This window comes from Streptomyces sp. NPDC048606 (genome assembly GCF_040650855.1).
GTDB lineage: Bacteria > Actinomycetota > Actinomycetes > Streptomycetales > Streptomycetaceae > Streptomyces.
The window spans coordinates 12,600-31,022 of the sequence record NZ_JBEZIB010000034.1; the positions used below are offsets into that span (position 1 = coordinate 12,600).

Annotated in this window: 19 protein-coding genes and 1 tRNA gene; 9 read left to right on the forward strand and 11 right to left on the reverse strand. The window is 73.7% G+C overall.

The window, feature by feature from the left end; genetic code table 11:
• Window positions 1-50 precede the first annotated feature (50 nt).
• Complete coding sequence (locus tag AB0D01_RS30280; RefSeq protein ID WP_363060807.1) at window positions 51-740, forward strand: HAD-IA family hydrolase; 690 nt, start codon at window positions 51-53, stop codon at window positions 738-740.
• 196 nt (window positions 741-936) lie between these two features.
• Here the strand turns inward: AB0D01_RS30280 and AB0D01_RS30285 are convergent, their stop codons facing one another.
• Entirely contained in the window at window positions 937-1,458 is a 522-nt protein-coding gene (locus AB0D01_RS30285; protein WP_363060962.1) for a DinB family protein, read from the reverse strand.
• Between the two features lie 147 nt (window positions 1,459-1,605).
• Complete coding sequence (locus AB0D01_RS30290) at window positions 1,606-2,187, reverse strand: TMEM165/GDT1 family protein (protein WP_363060809.1); 582 nt, start codon at window positions 2,185-2,187, stop codon at window positions 1,606-1,608.
• Between the two features lie 510 nt (window positions 2,188-2,697).
• Between AB0D01_RS30290 and AB0D01_RS30295 the strand changes: the two genes are divergently transcribed.
• From AB0D01_RS30295 to AB0D01_RS30310, 4 genes are all read left to right on the forward strand, one after another.
• Window positions 2,698-3,372, forward strand: a complete 675-nt coding sequence (locus AB0D01_RS30295) for an HNH endonuclease family protein (RefSeq protein WP_363060811.1) — start codon at window positions 2,698-2,700, stop codon at window positions 3,370-3,372.
• Between the two features lie 106 nt (window positions 3,373-3,478).
• Window positions 3,479-5,137, forward strand: coding sequence for an alkaline phosphatase D family protein (locus AB0D01_RS30300; protein WP_363060813.1), 1,659 nt, complete (start codon window positions 3,479-3,481; stop codon window positions 5,135-5,137).
• 216 nt (window positions 5,138-5,353) lie between these two features.
• Complete coding sequence (locus AB0D01_RS30305) at window positions 5,354-5,971, forward strand: VTT domain-containing protein (RefSeq protein WP_363060815.1); 618 nt, start codon at window positions 5,354-5,356, stop codon at window positions 5,969-5,971.
• Between the two features lie 287 nt (window positions 5,972-6,258).
• Window positions 6,259-6,753, forward strand: a complete 495-nt coding sequence (locus tag AB0D01_RS30310; RefSeq protein WP_363060817.1) for a hypothetical protein — start codon at window positions 6,259-6,261, stop codon at window positions 6,751-6,753.
• 59 nt (window positions 6,754-6,812) lie between these two features.
• On the opposite strand, the gene AB0D01_RS30315 is transcribed toward AB0D01_RS30310, so the two are convergent.
• The 4 genes from AB0D01_RS30315 to AB0D01_RS30330 all read right to left on the reverse strand — a co-directional run bounded on the left by AB0D01_RS30315 (window position 6,813) and on the right by AB0D01_RS30330 (window position 8,605).
• Window positions 6,813-7,043 carry a DUF2277 domain-containing protein gene (locus AB0D01_RS30315; protein ID WP_363060819.1) on the reverse strand — a complete coding sequence of 77 codons (231 nt, stop codon included), beginning with the start codon at window positions 7,041-7,043 and terminating at the stop codon, window positions 6,813-6,815.
• A 7-nt stretch (window positions 7,044-7,050) separates the two neighbouring features.
• Entirely contained in the window at window positions 7,051-7,704 is a 654-nt protein-coding gene (locus AB0D01_RS30320) for a hypothetical protein (protein ID WP_363060821.1), read from the reverse strand.
• A 469-nt stretch (window positions 7,705-8,173) separates the two neighbouring features.
• Window positions 8,174-8,380, reverse strand: coding sequence for a hypothetical protein (locus AB0D01_RS30325; protein ID WP_363060823.1), 207 nt, complete (start codon window positions 8,378-8,380; stop codon window positions 8,174-8,176).
• Between the two features lie 150 nt (window positions 8,381-8,530).
• Window positions 8,531-8,605: transfer RNA gene (locus AB0D01_RS30330), tRNA-Val, on the reverse strand.
• 105 nt (window positions 8,606-8,710) lie between these two features.
• Here AB0D01_RS30330 and AB0D01_RS30335 point away from each other — a divergent pair.
• From AB0D01_RS30335 to AB0D01_RS30345, 3 genes are all read left to right on the forward strand, one after another.
• On the forward strand, window positions 8,711-9,955 hold the full coding sequence (locus AB0D01_RS30335) for a hypothetical protein (protein WP_363060825.1): 1,245 nt from the start codon (window positions 8,711-8,713) through the stop codon (window positions 9,953-9,955).
• A gap of 276 nt (window positions 9,956-10,231) precedes the next feature.
• Window positions 10,232-10,933 carry a DUF4383 domain-containing protein gene (locus AB0D01_RS30340; protein WP_363060827.1) on the forward strand — a complete coding sequence of 234 codons (702 nt, stop codon included), beginning with the start codon at window positions 10,232-10,234 and terminating at the stop codon, window positions 10,931-10,933.
• Between the two features lie 10 nt (window positions 10,934-10,943).
• A complete protein-coding gene (locus tag AB0D01_RS30345) occupies window positions 10,944-11,168 on the forward strand; it encodes a zinc ribbon domain-containing protein (protein WP_363060829.1) in 225 nt (74 codons plus the stop codon).
• Window positions 11,169-11,246: 78 nt separating this feature from the next.
• On the opposite strand, the gene AB0D01_RS30350 is transcribed toward AB0D01_RS30345, so the two are convergent.
• The 4 genes from AB0D01_RS30350 to AB0D01_RS30365 are packed head-to-tail and all read right to left on the reverse strand — an operon-like array spanning window position 11,247 to window position 16,532.
• On the reverse strand, window positions 11,247-11,906 hold the full coding sequence (locus tag AB0D01_RS30350; protein WP_363060831.1) for an O-methyltransferase: 660 nt from the start codon (window positions 11,904-11,906) through the stop codon (window positions 11,247-11,249).
• On the reverse strand, window positions 11,903-12,724 hold the full coding sequence (locus AB0D01_RS30355) for an HAD family hydrolase (protein WP_363060833.1): 822 nt from the start codon (window positions 12,722-12,724) through the stop codon (window positions 11,903-11,905). The genes AB0D01_RS30350 and AB0D01_RS30355 overlap by 4 nt, the downstream gene beginning before the upstream one ends.
• Window positions 12,721-15,297: a phosphoribosyltransferase gene (locus AB0D01_RS30360; protein WP_363060835.1), complete on the reverse strand. Its 2,577-nt coding sequence runs from the start codon at window positions 15,295-15,297 to the stop codon at window positions 12,721-12,723. The genes AB0D01_RS30355 and AB0D01_RS30360 overlap by 4 nt, the downstream gene beginning before the upstream one ends.
• Before the next feature lie 59 nt (window positions 15,298-15,356).
• Window positions 15,357-16,532 carry an HpcH/HpaI aldolase/citrate lyase family protein gene (locus AB0D01_RS30365; RefSeq protein ID WP_363060837.1) on the reverse strand — a complete coding sequence of 392 codons (1,176 nt, stop codon included), beginning with the start codon at window positions 16,530-16,532 and terminating at the stop codon, window positions 15,357-15,359.
• Window positions 16,533-16,726: 194 nt separating this feature from the next.
• Here AB0D01_RS30365 and AB0D01_RS30370 point away from each other — a divergent pair, with 194 nt between their 5' ends.
• Window positions 16,727-17,518 carry a TerD family protein gene (locus AB0D01_RS30370; protein WP_363060839.1) on the forward strand — a complete coding sequence of 264 codons (792 nt, stop codon included), beginning with the start codon at window positions 16,727-16,729 and terminating at the stop codon, window positions 17,516-17,518.
• A 107-nt stretch (window positions 17,519-17,625) separates the two neighbouring features.
• On the opposite strand, the gene AB0D01_RS30375 is transcribed toward AB0D01_RS30370, so the two are convergent.
• Entirely contained in the window at window positions 17,626-18,366 is a 741-nt protein-coding gene (locus AB0D01_RS30375; RefSeq protein WP_363060841.1) for a Tellurium resistance, read from the reverse strand.
• Window positions 18,367-18,423 lie beyond the last annotated feature (57 nt).

The following is an 18,423-nucleotide window of genomic DNA, read 5'->3' on the forward strand; positions in this document are numbered from 1 at the left end:
GGTGGACGGAACCACTTGTTCTCTTTTCCCGCCCGTCTGGAGCCCCGCCGATGTCTGCCGGCACCACCGCATCCACCCCCGTCGTCCTCACCGCCAAGGCCCTGCTCCTGGACATGGACGGCACCATCGTCAACTCCGACGCGGTGGTCGAACGCTGCTGGCGCGAGTGGGCCGTCTCCCACGGGCTGGACCCGCAGGAGGCCCTCAAGGTGGTCCACGGCCGCCAGGGCTACGCCACGATGGCGATCCTGCTGCCCGAGCGCCCGATGGAGCTCAACCACGCCGAGAACGCCGTGATGCTCGCCCGCGAGACCGCCGACACCGAGGGCGTGGTCCCCGTCGGGGGCGCACCCGCGTTCATGGCCGCCATCGCCGACCTCCCGCACGCGCTGGTCACCTCCGCCGACGCCGCGCTGGCCGCGGCCCGGATGACGGCCGCCGCGCTCCCCATGCCGGACGTGCGGGTGACCGCCGAGTCCGTCGGGGCCAGCAAGCCGGACCCGGAGGGCTTCCTCAAGGGCGCCGCCGAGCTGGGCTTCGACCCGGCCGACTGCCTGGTCTTCGAGGACTCCGGCGCGGGCATCACCGCGGGCCTGGCCGCCGGGATGAGGGTGATCGGCATAGGCCCCCGCGCCGCCGAGCACGGCCCGACGGCGCACGTCCTCGACCTGACCTCGGTCCGCGTCGACACCGAGGCCGACGGCACGATCCGCCTGACGCTGACCGCCCCGGCCGCGTAACCGATCGGCCCCGCGGGATGCGCGGCGGTCGCCCCGCGCCCCGCCGTACGCGCACGCCCCGGAGCCCCTTCGCGCCCGACGCCGCCCCGCGCGCCGCGCACCCCGTACCGCACCGCGCCCCGGTCGGCCCGCGTGCCGCCGGGGCACGGTGGCGCGTGGGGGACGGGCCGCGCGGGGTGGGGCCCGCCGGCTGCGGCTACTGGCCCACGCGTCCGTCGACGCGCTCGCGCAGGAAGTCCGCGTGGCCGTTGTGGCGGGCGTACTCCTCGATCATGTGCACCAGCACCTCCCGCAGCTCCATCGGCTCGCCGCCGGCGTCTCCGGTGATCCCGAGGTCGGGGGCCTCCTCCACCAGCCGCTCCGCGAAGGCGATCTCCGCCCGCCAGGTGGCCCAGGCGTCCGCGATGACCGCCGGGTCGGGCAGGGCGCCGGTGAACTCCCCTTCCGGGTCCTCGGCCGAGCGGTAGTGGCGGGCGATCTCCTCGCCCGCCATGACCTGCCGGAACCACTTCTGCTCCACTCCCGCGAGGTGGCGTACGAGGCCGAGCAGCGAGAGGTTCGACGGCGGCACGGACCGGCGGGCCATCGCTTCGGCGTCCAGGCCCTCGCACTTGAGCTCCAGCGTCAGGCGCTGGTCGCGCAGGTAGCCGGCGAGGATGGCGCGCTCGCCCCGGAAGCCGCCGTCGGAGCGGGCGTCGCGCGCCGGGTCGACGAACATGTTGGACCAGCCGAAGCGCCGGTCGGAGCCGGGTTCGAGCCCGGCGTCGGAGGTGTTCACGCCCGCGAGCGTGCCCGCGTGCCCGGGGTGCCCGCAAGGGGATTCCCCGGCCCGCGGGGCCGCCCGGGCCCCGTCCCGCGACCGCGGTCAGCCCGCGATGGCCTCGTAGAGCGAGAAGACGGCCAGGGCCGCCATGACGCAGGCGGCGATCTTGGTGATGAGCTTCAGCGGCACGTACTTCATGAGCGTGCGACCGCCCAGGATGCCGATGCCCGCGACCGCCCACAGGGCCAGCACGGCGCCGAGGCCGACGGAGACGGGGTCGTCGTAGCGCGCGGCGAGGTTCGCGGTCATGATCTGGGTCAGGTCGCCGAACTCGGCGACCAGGATCAGCATGAACCCCGCCCCGGAGACCTTCCAGAAGGACTGGTCGGCGGGCGGCTTGACCTCCTCCTCGTCGTCGCTCTTCTTCAGGAGCAGCATCGCCGCGCCCGCGAGGAAGAGGAGTCCGACGACGGCCTGGACCAGCCGGTGGGGCAGGAGCGTGAGCACACTGCCGGCGGCGATGGCGAGCGCGACGTGCACGGCGAAGGCGGCGGCGACGCCCGCGAAGACGTACGAGGCGCGGTAGCGGGTGCCGAGCATCAGACCGGCGAGGGCCGTCTTGTCGGGGAGTTCGGCGAGGAAGACGACGCCGAAGGCGATGGCCATGACGGTGAAGCTGAACACGGAGTGAAACCTCGATCGGTCGGGCAGGACGCCGTCGAACCGAGAGACCTGGGGTGTTTCAGGGGTCGCTTCGGCACGGCGGCGCCCTGGGGGTGGAAACGCGCGACGCGATCACGCGCGCCACACGGACAGGACACTGCGGCCGAAGGTCTCGCTGGCGGCCCGCTCACGCGGTTCGCCTCCGGGCGCCGGCTGGTGTGACCCAGCAGTATGTCGACGGTCCGGCGAAGAGCTACTCCCCTTCTGCTCCGTCCAGGGTACGTGACGACACCCGCACCCCGGACCCGCCCGGTATGTGAGGTTGACCCCGCCCCGCCCCCCTTCGGGACGCCCCGATGTGTGGGGAATCTCAACTTCCGCTTGATTCCCGGACGTTGGACTCCTTGATGTGACGTGCCCATGTCGGCAACCTTTCACCTGGCGCCCGTCCCCCCGACATCCGGCGCCGCCACCATGGCCGCGACCCGCCAGGGGTCGAACGGCCACCACCCCCCGCACCAGGGAGCCCTCATGGCCCTCACATCCACCCGCACGCCCCTCGTCTACGCGCGTCGAACAGTCCGCGCCGGCGTCCTCGCCTCCGCCGTGGCACTCGCCTCCCTCACCACTCTCGTCAACGCCCCCTCCGCCCTCGCCTCCCCGCCCGCCCCGATCAGCGCGGCGGCCGCCCGCTCCTACCTGGCCACCGTCACGCCGACCACCGAGGGCTCCCTCAGCGGCTACAGCCGCACCCTCTTCCCGCACTGGGGCACCGTCTCCGGCACCTGCAACACCCGCGAGACCGTCCTCAAGCGCGACGGAGTGAACGTCGTCACCGACTCCGCCTGCGCCGCCACCGGCGGCAGCTGGTACTCCGAGTACGACGGCGCCACCTGGACCGCCGCCTCCGACGTCGACATCGACCACGTCGTCCCGCTCGCCGAGGCCTGGCGCTCCGGCGCCTCCTCCTGGACCACCGAACGCCGCCGGCAACTCGCCAACGACCTCACCCGGCCGCAGCTCATAGCCGTCACCGACAACGTCAACCAGGCCAAGGGCGACCTCGACCCCGGCAAGTGGCTGCCCTCGCGCACCGCCTACCGCTGCACGTACGCCCGCATGTGGGTCGAGGTGAAGCAGTACTACGGTCTGACCATGGACTCCGGTGAGAAGACGGCCCTGGTCAACGTCCTGAACGGCTGCTGACCCCGACTTCCCGCATTCACCCCTCCCTCTCCCCCGCCAGGGGGAGGCCAGGGCCCCCTCCCACCCCGTACCGTGATCGAAAGGGCTGCCGAGGAGGGGGAGTTGGATGGCCGGATTGCGGCTTGGGCCACTGCTGCGCTACGTCGACTGGAACACGGGCGACAGCGCCACCGTGTGGGTGGAGGCCGACCGCCCGTGCACGGCGGAAGTGCGCTGCGCCGACGGCGCGGGCGGCAGCGCCCGCACCTTCCAGATCGCCGGACACCACTACGCGCTGATACCGGTCACGGGCCTGACGGCGGGCACGACCACGGCCTACGAGGTGTTCCTCGACGGGCTGCCGGTCTGGCCCGCCGTCGACGGCCGCTTCCCGCCCAGCACGATCACCACCCCGGCGGTGGGCGGCCCCGGCCGGCCGACGCCCGAGCTGCGCATCACCTTCGGCTCCTGCCGGCAGGCCGCGCCCCCCGCCGACCGCCGCGGACCGCACGGCGCCGACGCCCTGGACACCCTCGCGGCACGGCTCGCCTCCGCACCGGACGCCACCCGCCCGGACGTCCTGCTGCTCCTCGGCGACCAGGTCTACGCCGACCAGCTGTCCCGCGAGACCCGGCAGTGGCTCGCGGCCCGCCGGGACCTTCGGGAGGCCCCCGGCGCACAGGTCGGGGACTACGAGGAGTACACCCGGCTCTACTACGAGTCCTGGCTCGACCCCGAGATCCGCTGGCTGCTGTCGACGGTGCCGAGCCTGCACATGTTCGACGACCACGACGTCATAGACGACTGGAACACCAGCGCCGCCTGGCTCGCCGAGATGCGGGCGACCCCGTGGTGGCCGGAGCGGATCCTCAGCGGGCTGATGACGTACTGGGTGTACCAGCACCTGGGCAACCTCTCCCACGCCGAACTCGACCGGGACGCCCTGTACGCCTCGGTCCGCGCCACCCCGGACGGCACGGACGCGCTGCGCGCCTTCGCCGCCGCGGCGGACGCCGACCCCGGCTGCGTGCGCTGGAGCTACCGGCGCGACTTCGGGCGCTCGCGGCTGCTGATGGTGGACACCCGGGCCGCCCGGGTGCTCGACGAGGACGACCGGGCCATGCTCGACCCGGCCGAGCGGCAGTGGCTCCGGGAGAACGCGCTGGAGGGACACGGCGGATACGACCACCTGCTGATCGGGTCCTCCCTCCCGTGGCTGATGCCCCCGCTGATCCACGACGCGGAGGTGTGGAACGCCGCCCTGTGCCGGGGGGAGCGGGGGCCCCGGTGGGCTCGGATCGGCGAGGACCTGCGCCGGCGCAGCGATCTGGAGCACTGGGCGGCGTTCCCGGCCTCGTTCGCGGCGCTCAGCGACCTGATCGAGGAGGTGGGCACGGGCCCCCGGGCGCCCGCGACGGTCTGCGTCCTGTCGGGGGACGTGCACCACGCGTACGTCGCCGAGCCCCGAATACCGAGCACGGCCCGGGTGTTCCAGCTGACCTGTTCCCCGGTGCACAACTCCATCCACCTGGCGGTGAAGTGGGGCTTCCGGCTGGGGTGGTCGCGGCTGGGCCGCTGGCTGGGGCGCGGCTTCTCGCGGCACGGGCGGACGGGCCGGCCGCCGCTGAGCTGGCGGCGCTCGGGCGGCCCGTGGTTCGGCAACCAGCTGATGACGCTGGCGCTGGCGGGCCGCTCCGCCCGGCTGCACCTGGACCAGGCCCGCCGCCGGGGCTCGACCACCCGGCTGGTCACGGTCCTGGACCGCGACCTGACCGCCCCGGAGTAGACCGGCCCGGGCGGGACGACGGAGAGCCGAGCCCCGGAGCGCCGGGCCGCCGGGCCGCCGTGCCGAAACCGAATCCAGGCGGGGCAGGGGGTAAGGGGAGGGTGGGGCGGGGGCGGGGGGCCGGGGTGATGCCGCCGGGCGTACGCTGTATGGCTGTCAAGCCGCCCCTGCCGCTCCCCCGCGACCACGCGGCGCCTCGGACCGGGGAGTCCCGCCTTGCTTGAGACTCTGGGGTCGCTGACCGCGAGCCCCTGGATCTACGCCGTGGTGGCGCTGTCCATCCTGCTCGACGTCTTCCTGCCGGTGCTGCCCAGCGGCGTTCTGGTGATCACCGCCGCGGCGACGGCGGCCGCCGGCGCCGGGACGTCCGCGCCGGTGCCGGACGTCGCGACGCTGCTGCTCGTCGCCGCGACCTCCTCGGTGGTGGGCGACATGGCGGCGTACCGGCTCGCGCGGCGCGGCAGCGTCCGGCTGGACCGGGTCGTGGCCCGCTCGCGGCGTCTGACGCGGGCCCACGACCGCCTCGGTACGGCACTGGCCCGCGGCGGCGGCGCCCTCGTCGTGCTGGCCCGCTTCGCCCCGGCCGGCCGTTCGGTGGTGTCGCTGGGGGCGGGCCGGACGCGTCGGAAGGTGCGGGAGTTCCTGCCCTGGTCGGTCCTGGCCGGGATCACGTGGGCGGGCTACAGCGTGGCCCTGGGCTACTTCGGCACCCAGTGGCTGGGGGCGACCTGGCTGGGCCCGGTCGTCTCGCTGATCGCGCTGTTCGCGGCGGGCTCCCTCGCGGCCTTCGTCATCCGTCGTCCCCCTCCCCCCGCCGCCACCCCGGCGACCTGAGCGACCCCGCCGGTCGGGCCGCCCGAGCCCCGCGCCCGGGTGGGCGTACGGGGGAAGCGCGGGCGCACCGGACGGCCGCCGGCGCCGAGCGGCGAGCGGCGAGGGGCCCCGCCCGCCCCGGTTCACCGGCCGCCACGCCCGGCGGACGCCGCTCGTCGCCCGGGTGGGTCAGCGCCGTCACCCGTTCACCCGGCACCGATCGCCGCCCGGCGGCGTGGCTTCTAGCGTCCTAGGCACGGCACGCAACCGAATCCGCGTCGTTTCGAGGAGCCCGAGGAGTTCTCTCCATGTCCCCCACGCGCTACCGGCACCGCCTGACGGGGATCGCCGCCGCGACACTCGTCGTCGCGGCCGTCACCCCCGCCACCCTGGCCTCCGCCGCCCCGTCCGCTTCCGTCTCCCCCGGCACCGTCGCCCCCGGAGGCCGGGTCAGCCTCAACATCGCGGGCTGCGGAACGAAGACCGGCAAGGCCTCCTCCACCCTTTTCGGCGACGTCTCGCTGACCCCGGGCAACCTGGAGGCGACCAACCTCTACGGCACCGCCACCGTCTCCCGCAACGCCACCACCGGCACGCACCCCGTCACCTTCGAGTGCGGCGGTGCCGGCGGGCAGCGGGTCACCGTCTCCCTCCAGGTGTCACCGGGCGCGGCGCGCGGCGGTCTCGGCGGCAGCGTCGACTCGATGAGCCCGGGCCAGATCGCGCTCGGCGGCGTCCTCGCGGCCGGCGCCCTCGGCACCGGCGCGTGGGTCCTGCGCCGCCGCACCGCGGCGACCCGCTGACCGCGCCGGCCCGCGAGGGGTGAGGAGACGCGTGCTCCCCACCCCCCGCCGGGTCGCGGTCAGGAGGCGGCGGGGGCCCGCTGCCCGCGCACCTGGACCCCGTCGAGCAGGAGCCGGGTGGCCTCGGCGACGGCGTCGACCGCCGCCTCGAACACCTCCTGGTTGTGCGCGGCGGGGGCCCGGAAGCCGGACACCTTGCGTACGTATTGGAGCGCGGCCGCGCGGATCTCCTCCTCGGTGGCCTTCTCCGGGATCGCGGGCGGGCGCAGCGTCTTAATGGAACGGCACATGCCTCCACTATGGCGCGGCGGACGGCAGGTCGGCCCCGGAAAGCTTGAGAATCAGCCCGGCCTGCAATCGGCCCCTGAGCGCCGGATCGGCGATCTCGTCCAGCAGGCCGATCGCCTGCTGGGTGTTCTCGGCGGCCCGCCGGTCCTCGCGCAGGGCGGCGGTCTGGGCCGCCATGTGCCGCAGGGCGACGTCGGCCCGCCGGTGGAACAGTTGCCCGACGAGGGTGACGACCAGGCCGACGGAGCTGGTCACGACGCCGACGTACACGTCGCCCGCGCTCTCGGCCTTCCACACGGCGAGGGCGACGCCGAAGAGCAGGATGGCCGCGCCGACCCCGGCGAAGCGTTGGCTGGTCGCGAAGCTGCTGCGGGCCTGGGCGAGTCCGTAGGCGTAGTACTCGACGAGGATCGGGGTGAACTCGTCGCGCCGGTCGCCGAGTACGGAGTCCTCGGCGCCGTGCGTGCCGGCGTCCACGAACCGGGGTTCGGCCGGCTGCGGTCCGGCCGGGGTGCCCGGGGCGACGACGCCCTCCAGCAGTCGCGCCCGCTCCTCGTCGCGGCGCCGCTCGAACCGGTTCCCCCGCAACCACTCGGCGCCCACCAGCGCGGCGGCCGCCACTCCCGCCCCGACTCCGAAGACCCACTCCCCGACCGCGACCATCCCGACCACCCCCCAGGAGGGACATCCCCTCCGCGTCACCCGAACAACCGCACTCTGATGCGGGGCCGTGGGCCGGAACCTAGACTGACGAAGACCCGAATTGTCCGGGATAAGGGAGTACGCACCATGGCCAAGCGAGGAAACAAGCGTCGCGCCCGCAAGAAGAAGAAGGCCAACCACGGCAAGCGCCCCAACGCCTGACCCCACCCCGCCCCACCCGGGCGCACGACCCCGTAGCCGTCGGACCCGCACGCGAAAGGCCCCCAACCGTGCCCGGTTGGGGGCCTTCGTGTCAGTGGGCGCGGACGGTCCGAACCGCATCCGGGGGTCACTTGTGTTTCGCCCGCTTCGGCAGGTCAAGGTCCAGCGCCGGCGTTGGCGACAGGCGCTCCGCAGGCCCACCGGGACCCACAGAGCCGCTGTCATCCACCATCGCTGCTGTCGAATTCGGACGGCGCCTGTCGCCGCTTCAGGACCGGCCGCCGAAAGTCCGCGACCTCTCCGATCGGGGGGGGTAATCCCGGGAGAAGGTCACGTAGACGGGGTACTCAGGGTCTCCGAGTTCCAAGTTGAGGAAGATGTCCACGTCGTGCTTCGCGAACCGGTGCAGATACCGGATGAACAGCTCCAGTTCGCCATCGGAGAGCTTCCCGTCCCCCATAGCGCCCTCAATCATCGGTTGATCGGAATCTCGGGGGCCATCTCGCAGAGGGCGGCCGCGACGACGACGCACCCGCCTCCACGGTATGCGGCCCACCGAGTAGGCATTGCCGTCACTTTTAGCTGTCAAAGGCCCCCAACCAAGATCGGTTGGGGGCCTTTGCACTGGTGGGCGCGGACGGTTTCGAACCGCCGACATCTGCTTTGTAAGAGCAGCGCTCTACCCCTGAGCTACGCACCCGTGGACGAGTGGACAGCCTACATGGAGTGCGCACTCCCCACGCAAACGCGTTCCCGTGGGGGAGAATGGATCGGGGCATGGCGGACACGGCACGGGAGTGGGATTGTGACGACGGCATCCCGGCGGTGGTTCGGGGGGCGGGACGAGAGTCGAAGGGCCGACGCGCAGGCGGCGAAGGATGCCGCCGCGGCGGCGTTCTACGCGTTGGACACGGCCCAGCGGGACCTGCGGATCTCCATCGAGACCATCGCCGCGGCGGACGGGTCTCCCGCCGCGCGGGAGGCGACCGAGGGGTTCGCGGCGCTCGGCCGGCGCATCGACGAGGTCAGTCACGTGTACATCGAGGCGGTCGACGCGCACGACCTGGACCGGGTCGATCTGGAGGGTTCGGCGGCCTCGCAGGCCCGGCAGCAGTTGACGCGGGCCAAGGACGAGCTGGTACGGGTCCAGGGGGAGCTGGAGCGGTTCGCGCAGGGGTTGCAGCCGTTGCTGGACAAGGCGGAGACGCAGCTGGCGCGGGTCGCGCCGGCGCGGGAGCGGGCGCGGGCGGCGCTGTTGGCGGCGAGTGACGCGTTGGACGCGGCGCGGGCGCGGGGTTTTCGGGCCGACGATCTGGCGGCGCGGCTGGCGGCGTTGGGGCCGGAGCTGACGAAGCTGAACCAGGGTGCGGCGCGGCACGGGGTGCAGGAGACGGTGCAGCGCGCGGATCGGATCCTGCGGGACGCGGAGGCCGTACGGGCCGAGGCGGTGCGGCTTCCGGAGCGGGCGGCGGAGGTCGACCGGCGGCTGGTGAGCCTGCGGACCCGGGCGCAGGCGCTGCGCAATCGGGCGGACCGGGTGGATCCGGTGCTCAGCGAGTTGCGTCGGCGGTTCAGTGCGGCGTGTTGGCAGGACCTCCAGCAGGTTCCGCAGGAGGCGGTGCGGGACGTGGCGCGGGCCGAGGAGCGGCTGCGGGAGGCGGGTCGGGCGCGGGAGGAGCAGCGCTGGGCCGATGTCGGGGCGCTCGTCGAGGAGGTGCGGGACGCGCTGGAGGCGACCGACGAGGCGGTGTCTGCGGCGCAGGACCGGCTGACGCGGCTGGAGGCGGTGGCGCGGGACCCGAAGGTGGAGGTGGAGCGGACCCGGTTCGCGATCCGGGACGCGCAGCGGCTGGCGATGGCGGGCCGCAGTGTGCCGGAGCCGCGGCACGCGCGTCCGTTGGACGAGGCGGTGGCCCGGGTGGAGCGGGCGGTGGCGGGGTTGGAGGGGCGGCATCCGGACTACTGGGCGTTCCTGCTGGAGATGGCGGACGTGCGGGGTGCGGTGCACCGGGTGGTGGACGGCATCCGGGCGGAGCGCGGCCAGGGCTGAGCCGGGCCGGGGCCGGTTCGGGCCGGGGCCGGTTCGGGCCCGCGCCGATCCGGGCTCGCATCGGCCCGCGCCGGTCCGATCCGGGCAGCGGCCGATCCGGGCAGCGGCCGACCGTTGCCCGGGACCAGGCGCACACCAGCCGGGCTCCCACCGCCCGGGCTCCCACAACCCGGGTGCCCACCACCCGGGCTCCCACCCGCCGGGCGCCCGTCGTGGCGTTTCGGGCGGTATGGGCGGATGCTGGGAGGTGCCGGGAACGGAGCAGAGGAGGGCACCATGGCTGCCCATACCGTCCACACGTCCCAGGGGTCCTATGCGCCTCACGCCGCGTACGGCTGCACGGAACCCCATGAGCATTACGCACCGTACGTGCCCCACGAGGGCGGCGCGGCGCCCGCGCCACCGGCCCGCCAGGTCATCGCGCGGCGGGTCAATCGCGCCCTGCACCCCGTCAACGCGCGGCTCGACGAGCACCTGCCGACCGACCACAAGCTCAGCAAGGTGTACCGGGTGGGGGCGGGACTGACGGGTCTGTTGCTGGTGGTCTTCGGGATCCTGGGGTTGGTGGACCGGATCGGTTTCTTCGACACGGGCGGCGACACGGTGCTGGCGCTGAACACCAACGGCGCGTTGAGCGTCCTGTCGATCTGCATCGGCGGGCTGCTCTTCGCCGGGATGCTGGTGGGCGGGACCTTCGCCTCGACGTTGAACATCGTGCTGGGCGTGCTGTTCATCGCGAGCGGCTTCGTGAACCTGGCGCTGTTGGACACGGGCCTGAACTTCCTGGCGTTCAGGATCCAGAACGTGCTGTTCAGTTTCGTCGTCGGCGTGATGCTGATGTGGTTCGGGATGTACGGGAGGGTCGGCAGCGCCCTGCCGCACGACAATCCGTACTGGCGTGCCCGTCACCCCGAGGAGGCGGCCCGTGAGCAGCGGGCGCGGGGTCGGGTGCTTCCTGCCGGCGCCCGCTCCTCTTAGTCTTGGCGGCATGCCTCGTTACGAATTCCGCTGCCGGACCTGCGACGACACCTTCGAGGTCAGTCGTCCGATGGCCGAGTCCTCCGCTCCCGCCGACTGCCCCGCCGGGCACGCGGACACCGTCAAGCTGCTGTCGGCGGTCGCCGTCGGCGGGTCGGGCGGGGGGCCCGCGCCGGCCCGGCCGATGGGCGGGGGCGGCGGGGGAGGTTGCTGCGGCGGAGGTGCCTGCGGCTAGCCCGCGAACGAGCGCCGACCGGCCGGCCCGCGGGTCGTTACCGCAGGTCAACGGCCGGTTCCGCCGGTCGACGGCCGGTCAGCGTTTGCGCGAGAGCGTGAGTCCGTCCGAGATCGCCAGCAGGACGGACTCCGTCCGCGGGTCGGCGTCGACGTGGTCGTTGAAGGCCCGCACGCTCGCGCCCCGACCGTCGGGGGACTCGTCGAGGACCGTGCCGTGGAAGAGGGTGTTGTCGGTGACGATCAGGGCGCCCGGCCGCATCCGGGGGACCAGTTCCTCCCAGTAGAGGATCTGGCTCTCCTTGTCGGCGTCGATGTAGGCGAGGTCGATGTGGGGCTCGGCGGGCATGGCGCGCAGGGTGTCCAGGGCCCGGCCGATGCGCAGGTCGATGCGGTCCGCGACGCCGGCGGCCTTCCAGGCCTCGCGCCCGTACGCCGTCCACTCCTCCGAGACGTCGCAGGCGATGAGGCGTCCGTCCGCGGGCAGGGCCTGGGCCATGGACAGGGCGGAGAAGCCGGTGAAGGTGCCCACCTCGACGATGTGTCGGGCTCCCGTGAGGCGGACCAGGAAGGCCAGCAGGGGGCCCTGTTCGTGGGCCGACTGCATCATCGCCCGGTCGGGGAACCTCTCCCACGTGGTCTCGACCAGCCCCCGCTGGAACTCGTCCAGCGGGGGGTTGTGTGCGAGCACGTAGGCGTAGAGCTCGTCAGTGATCTTGGTGCTGTTGCCCTTGGTCATGCGGCCAGTGTGGCAACCGCTTCCCCGAAAGCGCGGATGATTCGCTCACCCGCCACCACTCCGGTCTCCTCCAGCGCGGTCACCGACGGCGCCGTCCAGCCGGCGTCCGCGAGTTCCCCGTGGCCCGGGCGCCACGCCCGGTCGGCCGCCAGCAGCAGGTCGGCGTCCAGGAGGGAGTCGCCGGCGGCCAGGGTGGTCGTGGCCCCCGTGCGTCGGGCGACCTCGCGCATGGCGGCGCTCTTGGTCAGCGGGCGCGGTACGGCGTAGATCTTGCGGCCCTGGAGGGAGACGGTCCAGCCCCGCTCCTCGGCCCACTCGGCGAGGCCCTTGAGCCATTCCTCGGGGACCAGGGGCCGCTCGACGACGAGGTACGCGAAGAGGTCCTCCGCCACGCGCGTCTTGCGCAGCCACGCCGGGTCGGACACGGCGAGCAGGTGCCGGTGCACCTCCTCCAGCGGGGCGCACTCGCGGGCGAGGCGCGCGGCGACGGTCCGGCGCCAGTCCCGGTCCGGGACCCCGTCCACGAGGAGCTGGCCGCCGTTGGCGCAGATCGCGTAGGGGGCGGGCCGGCCGGGGAAGCGGATCCGCTGGTACTGCTTGCGGGTGCGCGTCGTGGTCGGGACGAAGACCACCGACGGGTCGGCGCTCAGCTCCGCGAGCAGTCCGGCCGCCGTCTCCGTCATGTACGACAGCGGCTTGCTCTCGTGGACCTCGACGCACAGCAGGCGGGGGGCCTGCGCGTCGGGCATGGTCAGGCCGAGGGCGGCGGCCGAGTAGATGAGCGTGCGGTCGAGGTCGCTGGCTACGAGGACGGTCACTTGGCGGCCACTGCCTTTCCGTCGGCGCCCGTGGCGCCGCGCGTGTAGCGGGGGTGTATGAGTCCTACGCAGGTGTAGGGCAGCCCGTCGACCTCCTCGACCGTCACCCCGCGCTGCTCGGCGAGCAGGCGCACGTGGTCCAGGTCGGGGCCGGCTCCGCGACGGGCCAGGATCTTCCACGGTACGCGGCGCAGCAGGACGCGGGTGGTCTCGCCGACGCCGGGCTTGACGAGGTTCACGTCGTGGATGCCGTACTCCTCGCTGATGCGTTCGACGGCCGCCCAGCCCACCCAGGTGGGGGTGCGGTCGGCGGCGAGGAGTTCCTTGACCTCTTCGGCGACGGCCTCGGCGACCTCCTCGAAGCGGGCGGCGACGGCGTCGACGAAGTCGGTGGAGACGTCGGCGCCGGCCAGCTCGCGGTAGAACTTCGCGCCGTGGAAGTCGCCGGGCCCGACGAGGTCGGCCCGCAGGACGGTGCGCGAGACGAGGCCGGAGACGGTGGAGTTCAGGCAGGCGGAGGGGATCAGGAAGTCCTCGCGGGTGCCGTACGTCTTCACGCAGGAGCCGGGGTCGGCGAGGACCACGATCTCCGGGTCGAAGCCCTCGAACTCCGCGAGCGCCTCGCGCAGCTCGCGGGTGATGGCGCCCTTGCCGGTCCAGCCGTCGACGAAGACGATGTCGGCCGGGTCGTGGTGGGCGGCCAGCCAGCGCAGGGCGTTGGCGTCGATGCCCCGGCCGCGCACGATCGAGACGGCGTAGTGCGGCAGGTCCAGGCCGTGCCGGTCCCGCGCCCAGCGCCGCATGAGGACGCCGACGGGGGTGCCGGCGCGGGCCAGGGAGACCAGGACGGGGGCCGGGGAGCGTTCGGCGAGGACGGTCTCGGTGACGGTGCCGACGGCGCGGGCGATGCGGGCGGCGGAGGCGTCGAGGGCGCTGCGGTACAGGGCCTGGTAGGCGTCGGAGGGCTGGTACTCGACGGGCAGGGATTCGGCGTAGTGGGCGCCGCCCGCCTGGATGGCCTCCTCGCGTTCCTCGGTCGGCGCCTCCAGTTCCACCCCGGAGAGGTCCTGGAGGAGCCAGCCGACGTCCTCGGGGGCGTACGAGGAGAAGGCCGGGCCGCGCAGGGGTTCGGGGAGCGCGGTGGGCTCGGGCATGATCGGCTCCTGCCGGTCGGGGGCGTGCCCGGGGGTGCGGTCCGGGGTGTACGAGGGGACGACGGCCAGCAGGACGCGTCCGGTGTGCGGGGCGAGCGCGGCCAGGAGGCCGGTGTGCAGGGCGGGGGTGTCGCCGGTGGAGTCGACGACGGCGACGACGGCGTCGAAGCCGGCGCCGCGCACGTTGTACGCGTACCGGTCGCCGGGGCCGTCGGCCGGGTCGTCGTGGGCGGGGAAGACCAGGCGGGTGCGGATGGCGTAGCCGGGGTCGTCGACGGCCAGCACCGGCGAGCGGGTCGTGGTCGAGTACCGCACCTCGGCGGCCGTCCCGGACTCCTCCAGGGCGAGCGCGAGCCGCAGCGGCGCGTACATCAGCTCCTCGTTGCCGAGTACGAGGACCCGGCCGGGCGCCGTGCCGAGCGCGTCCGCGAGCTGCCGGGCCAGGTGCGGGAGGGCCGCCTCCAGGGCGGTGCGGTGCGCGGGGGTGAAGCCGTGCCGGCCCCCGTCGGGCACGCCGGCGGGCCAGTCGAGCGGGATCCGGGTGACGTGGGGGGCCCGGTCGCCGGGGCCGCCTGCGCCGGGGGCCCCGTCCGCAGCCGCGTCCGCGGAGGCCTCGTACTTCTCGTACTCCTCGACCAGGGCCTGGCCCTTGGCCAGGACTCCCTCGGGGAGGGAGACCGTGCCGGAGGCCAGCGCGATCAGGTCCACGCGCGCGCCCAGCCCCTCGGCGAAGGCGGTCAGCCGGTCGCGGTCGGCCGGGCCGCGCATGTCCACGAGGGCGACCACGACGTAGTGACCGCGAGGGTGGCGCGCGTGCAGGTCGGCGATGGTGTTCAGGACGGTGTTGCCGGTGGAGAACTCGTCGTCGACCAGGACCAGCGGGCCGTCGCCCGCCAGCAGGAGCGGGTCCTGCGGCAGCAGCAGGTGCGAGGTGGCGTGCGAGTGGGACTCCTCGAAGCCGCCGGCCGCCTCCACGCCCGCCACCGGGCGGCGCGTGGAGTGCAGGTAGGGGGCGCCGCCCAGGCCGTCGGCGACGCAGTGCCCGAGGCCGGTCGCGGTCTCGGCGTAGCCCAGGACCACCGCCGAGGCGGCCCCCTCGTCCCCGAGCAGCTCCCGTACGCGCTCGCCGAGGCCGTACCCGGCGGCGTGGACGACGGCGGGCGACTGCGGGACGTGCTTGCCCAGCACCCGCGAGACCAGCAGGTGGGCCCGCTTGGGGTTGCGCCGCAGGGCGAGCCCGAGGAGGGATTCCAGGCGCGGGGCCTCGGGGCCTCCACGGACCTCGGAGGCCTCGGGGGCGCCGGGTGCGCCGGGGGCCCGGGGGCCGTCCGCGTCCCGCAGGCCGACGCCCAGCCGGTCCGCGACCCAGGCACCCGACCACACCGGGCCGGTCGTCTCGTCGTTGCGCGCCTTCTCCACTGCCGTTCCCGTCTCCTTCAGCGTTCCGGCGGGGACCCGCGGGGCCCGGTGGTCCGGGCTCACACCTGGAGTCCCGCCGTCAGGAGGTCGACGAAGCCGACCTCCTCCCTCGCCACACCGAAGACCTCGGCGCGCAGCATGGTGCGCTCGGCCCAGGCCCGGTGGGGCTTCACCTCGTTCATCTTGTTCGTGTACGCCGACCGCATCACTCCACCACCGAGCCGCTCGGGCCGCAGGATGTCCTGGGCGTCGCTGAACTCCTCGTGGGAGACCACCGACAGCGCGTGCACGGGCGTGACGTGCGCCGGGTGGATGCAGGTCTTGCCCAGCAGCCCGTTGGCCCGATCGAGTTCGATCTCGCGCAGCAGCCCGTCGAGGTCGTGCTCGATGAGCGCGGTGCGCAGCTCCTCCACGCCCTCCTCCAGGAAGGGGCTGCGGCGCAGCTGCGGCTTGAAGAGTCGCTGCTGGCTGCGGAAGTACTCCCAGACGGGGCCGGTGACGGTGAAGCCGGTGCCGTCGGCGCGGCTGAGGACGTTGACCACGTCGGCGATGACGCCGGCGACGATCTGGACGTCGTAGGCGGTCATGTCGGGGGTGCGGCGCAGGCCGTACACGGAGCAGAAGTCGGTGACGCCGAGGCGCAGGGCGAGGACGCGCTCGCGGTAGCGGTTGACGGTGCGCGAGATGCCCGCGAGGGCGTCGACGCGGGTTTCGAGGTGGAGGAGGTCGGGGGTCTCCAGGACCGGCATCGCGTACAGCCGGGACAGTCCGGCGCGGGCCTCGGCCTCGGCGACGGCGTCGAGGAAGGCCACTCCCCGGCTCTCGGTGAACTTCGGAAGTACGAATCCGGCCAGATGCCGCACCGTGCCTCCGAGCCGGCGCACCAGGTCGGGGATCTGTTCCGGGGTGCGGACGCGGATGAACAGGAGCGGTGGCTCGGCGCCCTGTTCGCTCTCGGCGTCGAGGATCGCGAACTGCCGGACGAGGTTCTCCTCGCCGTCCACGACGTCGGAGTCGCTGATGGAATCCTCCAGGCAGAGGACCATGGAGACGACTCCGCGGCCGGCCTGCTTGCGGATGTCGGCGGCGAGGGCGGGCCGGGTGGCGGGGCTGTAGAGGGTCGCGCCGAGGGCGGCGGCGAGCGTCCCGGCGGGGGAGGCCGAGGAGAACTCGATGGGCTCCTGGTGGAAGAGGTCCTTGCGGGCCATGGGCGTAATGTGCCCGAAGTGACGCATGTGCTTCCCCCGTACTGCCTCTGCGGCCCGACTGGCGTGGCCGGTAATAGTACGTACGAACACGAGTCAAGAGTTCCTCAAACACATGAAGTTCCGGTAACCCTCTCGCACCATGCCCAGCGGTCGCGTTCCGTACAAGGCCCTACGGGGGGCCGCATTGTCCAGGTCGGGCCCGGGAGGGCAGGATGACGGGCATGACGCACGCGATGCAGAAGGGCTCGAACATCCCGGTGGCCCCCGTGGCGGTCCGGGCGGTGCTGCGCTGGACCACGGGGCCCGAGGTGCCGGACGTGGACGCCTCGGCGCTGCTCGTGGGCGCGGACGGGCGCGTGCGCTCGGACGAGGACTTCGTGTTCTACAACCAGCCCCGTCACCCGTCCGGGGCCGTCTGGCGACTGGGGAAGAAGCAGGTCGGCGACGCGGTCACCGACGCCGTCCAGGCCGATCTGCGTGCGGTCACCCCGGCCGTGGACCGGATCCTGGTCGTGGCCTCCGCCGAGGACGTGCCCTTCCAGCGGGTGCGCGACCTGCGGATCCTGCTCTACGACGCCACCCCGGGCGGCGGCCCCGAGCCGCTGGCCCACTTCGACGTGCGGCCCGAGACTGGCGCCGAGACGGCCCTGATGTGCGGGGAGCTGTACCGCCGGGGCGAGGGGTGGAAGTTCCGCGCGCTGGGCGAGGGCTACGTCGACGGGCTCGTGGGCCTGGCCACCGACCACGGCATCTCGGTCGACGAGAACGCCGCCGAGGGCGGTGAGGGCGCCGGCGACGCGTCCTCCGCCGCCTCCACCCCGGCGGCGGGCGGCGACGACCGGACGGCCGCGATGCGCCCGCCGGTGCCGCCCGCCCCGCCCACGCAGGCCCCGCCGGCCGCGCAGCCCGCGTACGGGTACCCGCAGCCGGTCTCCCCGGCCCCGGTCCCGGCCCCGGGAGGCGACCCGGCGTTCCGGCTGCCGGTGCAGGGCCCGCAGTTCATCCGCCGCTGAACCCCGCCGCCGCGCCCGCCGCCGGCTGCCGGCCGCGAAACCCTGCCGCCGACCCCGCCGGGGCCCCGACCGCGGGCCCCTGACCGGGGCCCCGTCCGGGGCTCCGGTCAGGCCTTGGTGCTCTTGTAGCCCCGGCCCCACTGGAGCCCCCACCCGTAGAGGCGGTCCAGCTCGGCCTGGAACCCGTACACGAACTTCACCTCGCGCCGCACGACCAGCTCGCCCTTGACGCTCTCCAGGGAGACCACGGCGCAGGAGCGGGCCTGCGGCTGCCGCTCGTCCAGCGGGATCTCGATCCGCGGGCCGGTGACCGGGTAGAGGGTCACCAGCGCGTGCGTCCGGTCGAAGGCCGGCGTCTGGTCGTAGATGTAGACGAAGACCAGCAGGCGCTTGATCTTGTCGGCGTGGTCGAGGTTGATGTACAGCGTCTCCCCGGAGGCGGAGCCGAAGCGGTCGTCGCCGCTGAGCTTCACGTACGGGGGATCGTTCAGGTCCCCCAGCAGGTTCCCGAGCGGCTGGACGGCGCCCCGCGTGCCGTCGGTCAGCTCGTACAGGCAGCCCATGTCGAGGTCGACGTTGACCATGCCCTGGGTGTGGGCCTGCACCATGTCGGGTTTGAACAGTTTGAACGGATGCCGCAGCAGGCTGCCGCTCGGGCCCGACCTGCCGCCGATGTCGGAGGTGCGCATCCGCCAGGAGAGGTTCACGCGCAGATTGCCGTGCACCGCCTGCTGGCGCGTCAGCGACACCGTGGGCTGCCTCCTGGTCAGCTCGATCGCGTTCGACGAGGCGTGGCCCGAGTCGAACCCCATGGCTCGGGCGCCCCTGATCCCGTCGAAGAACCCCATGTCCCCACTCCCCCCAGATCCCCTCTTCCCCTCCCGCACGTGCGGGCCGCACATGCG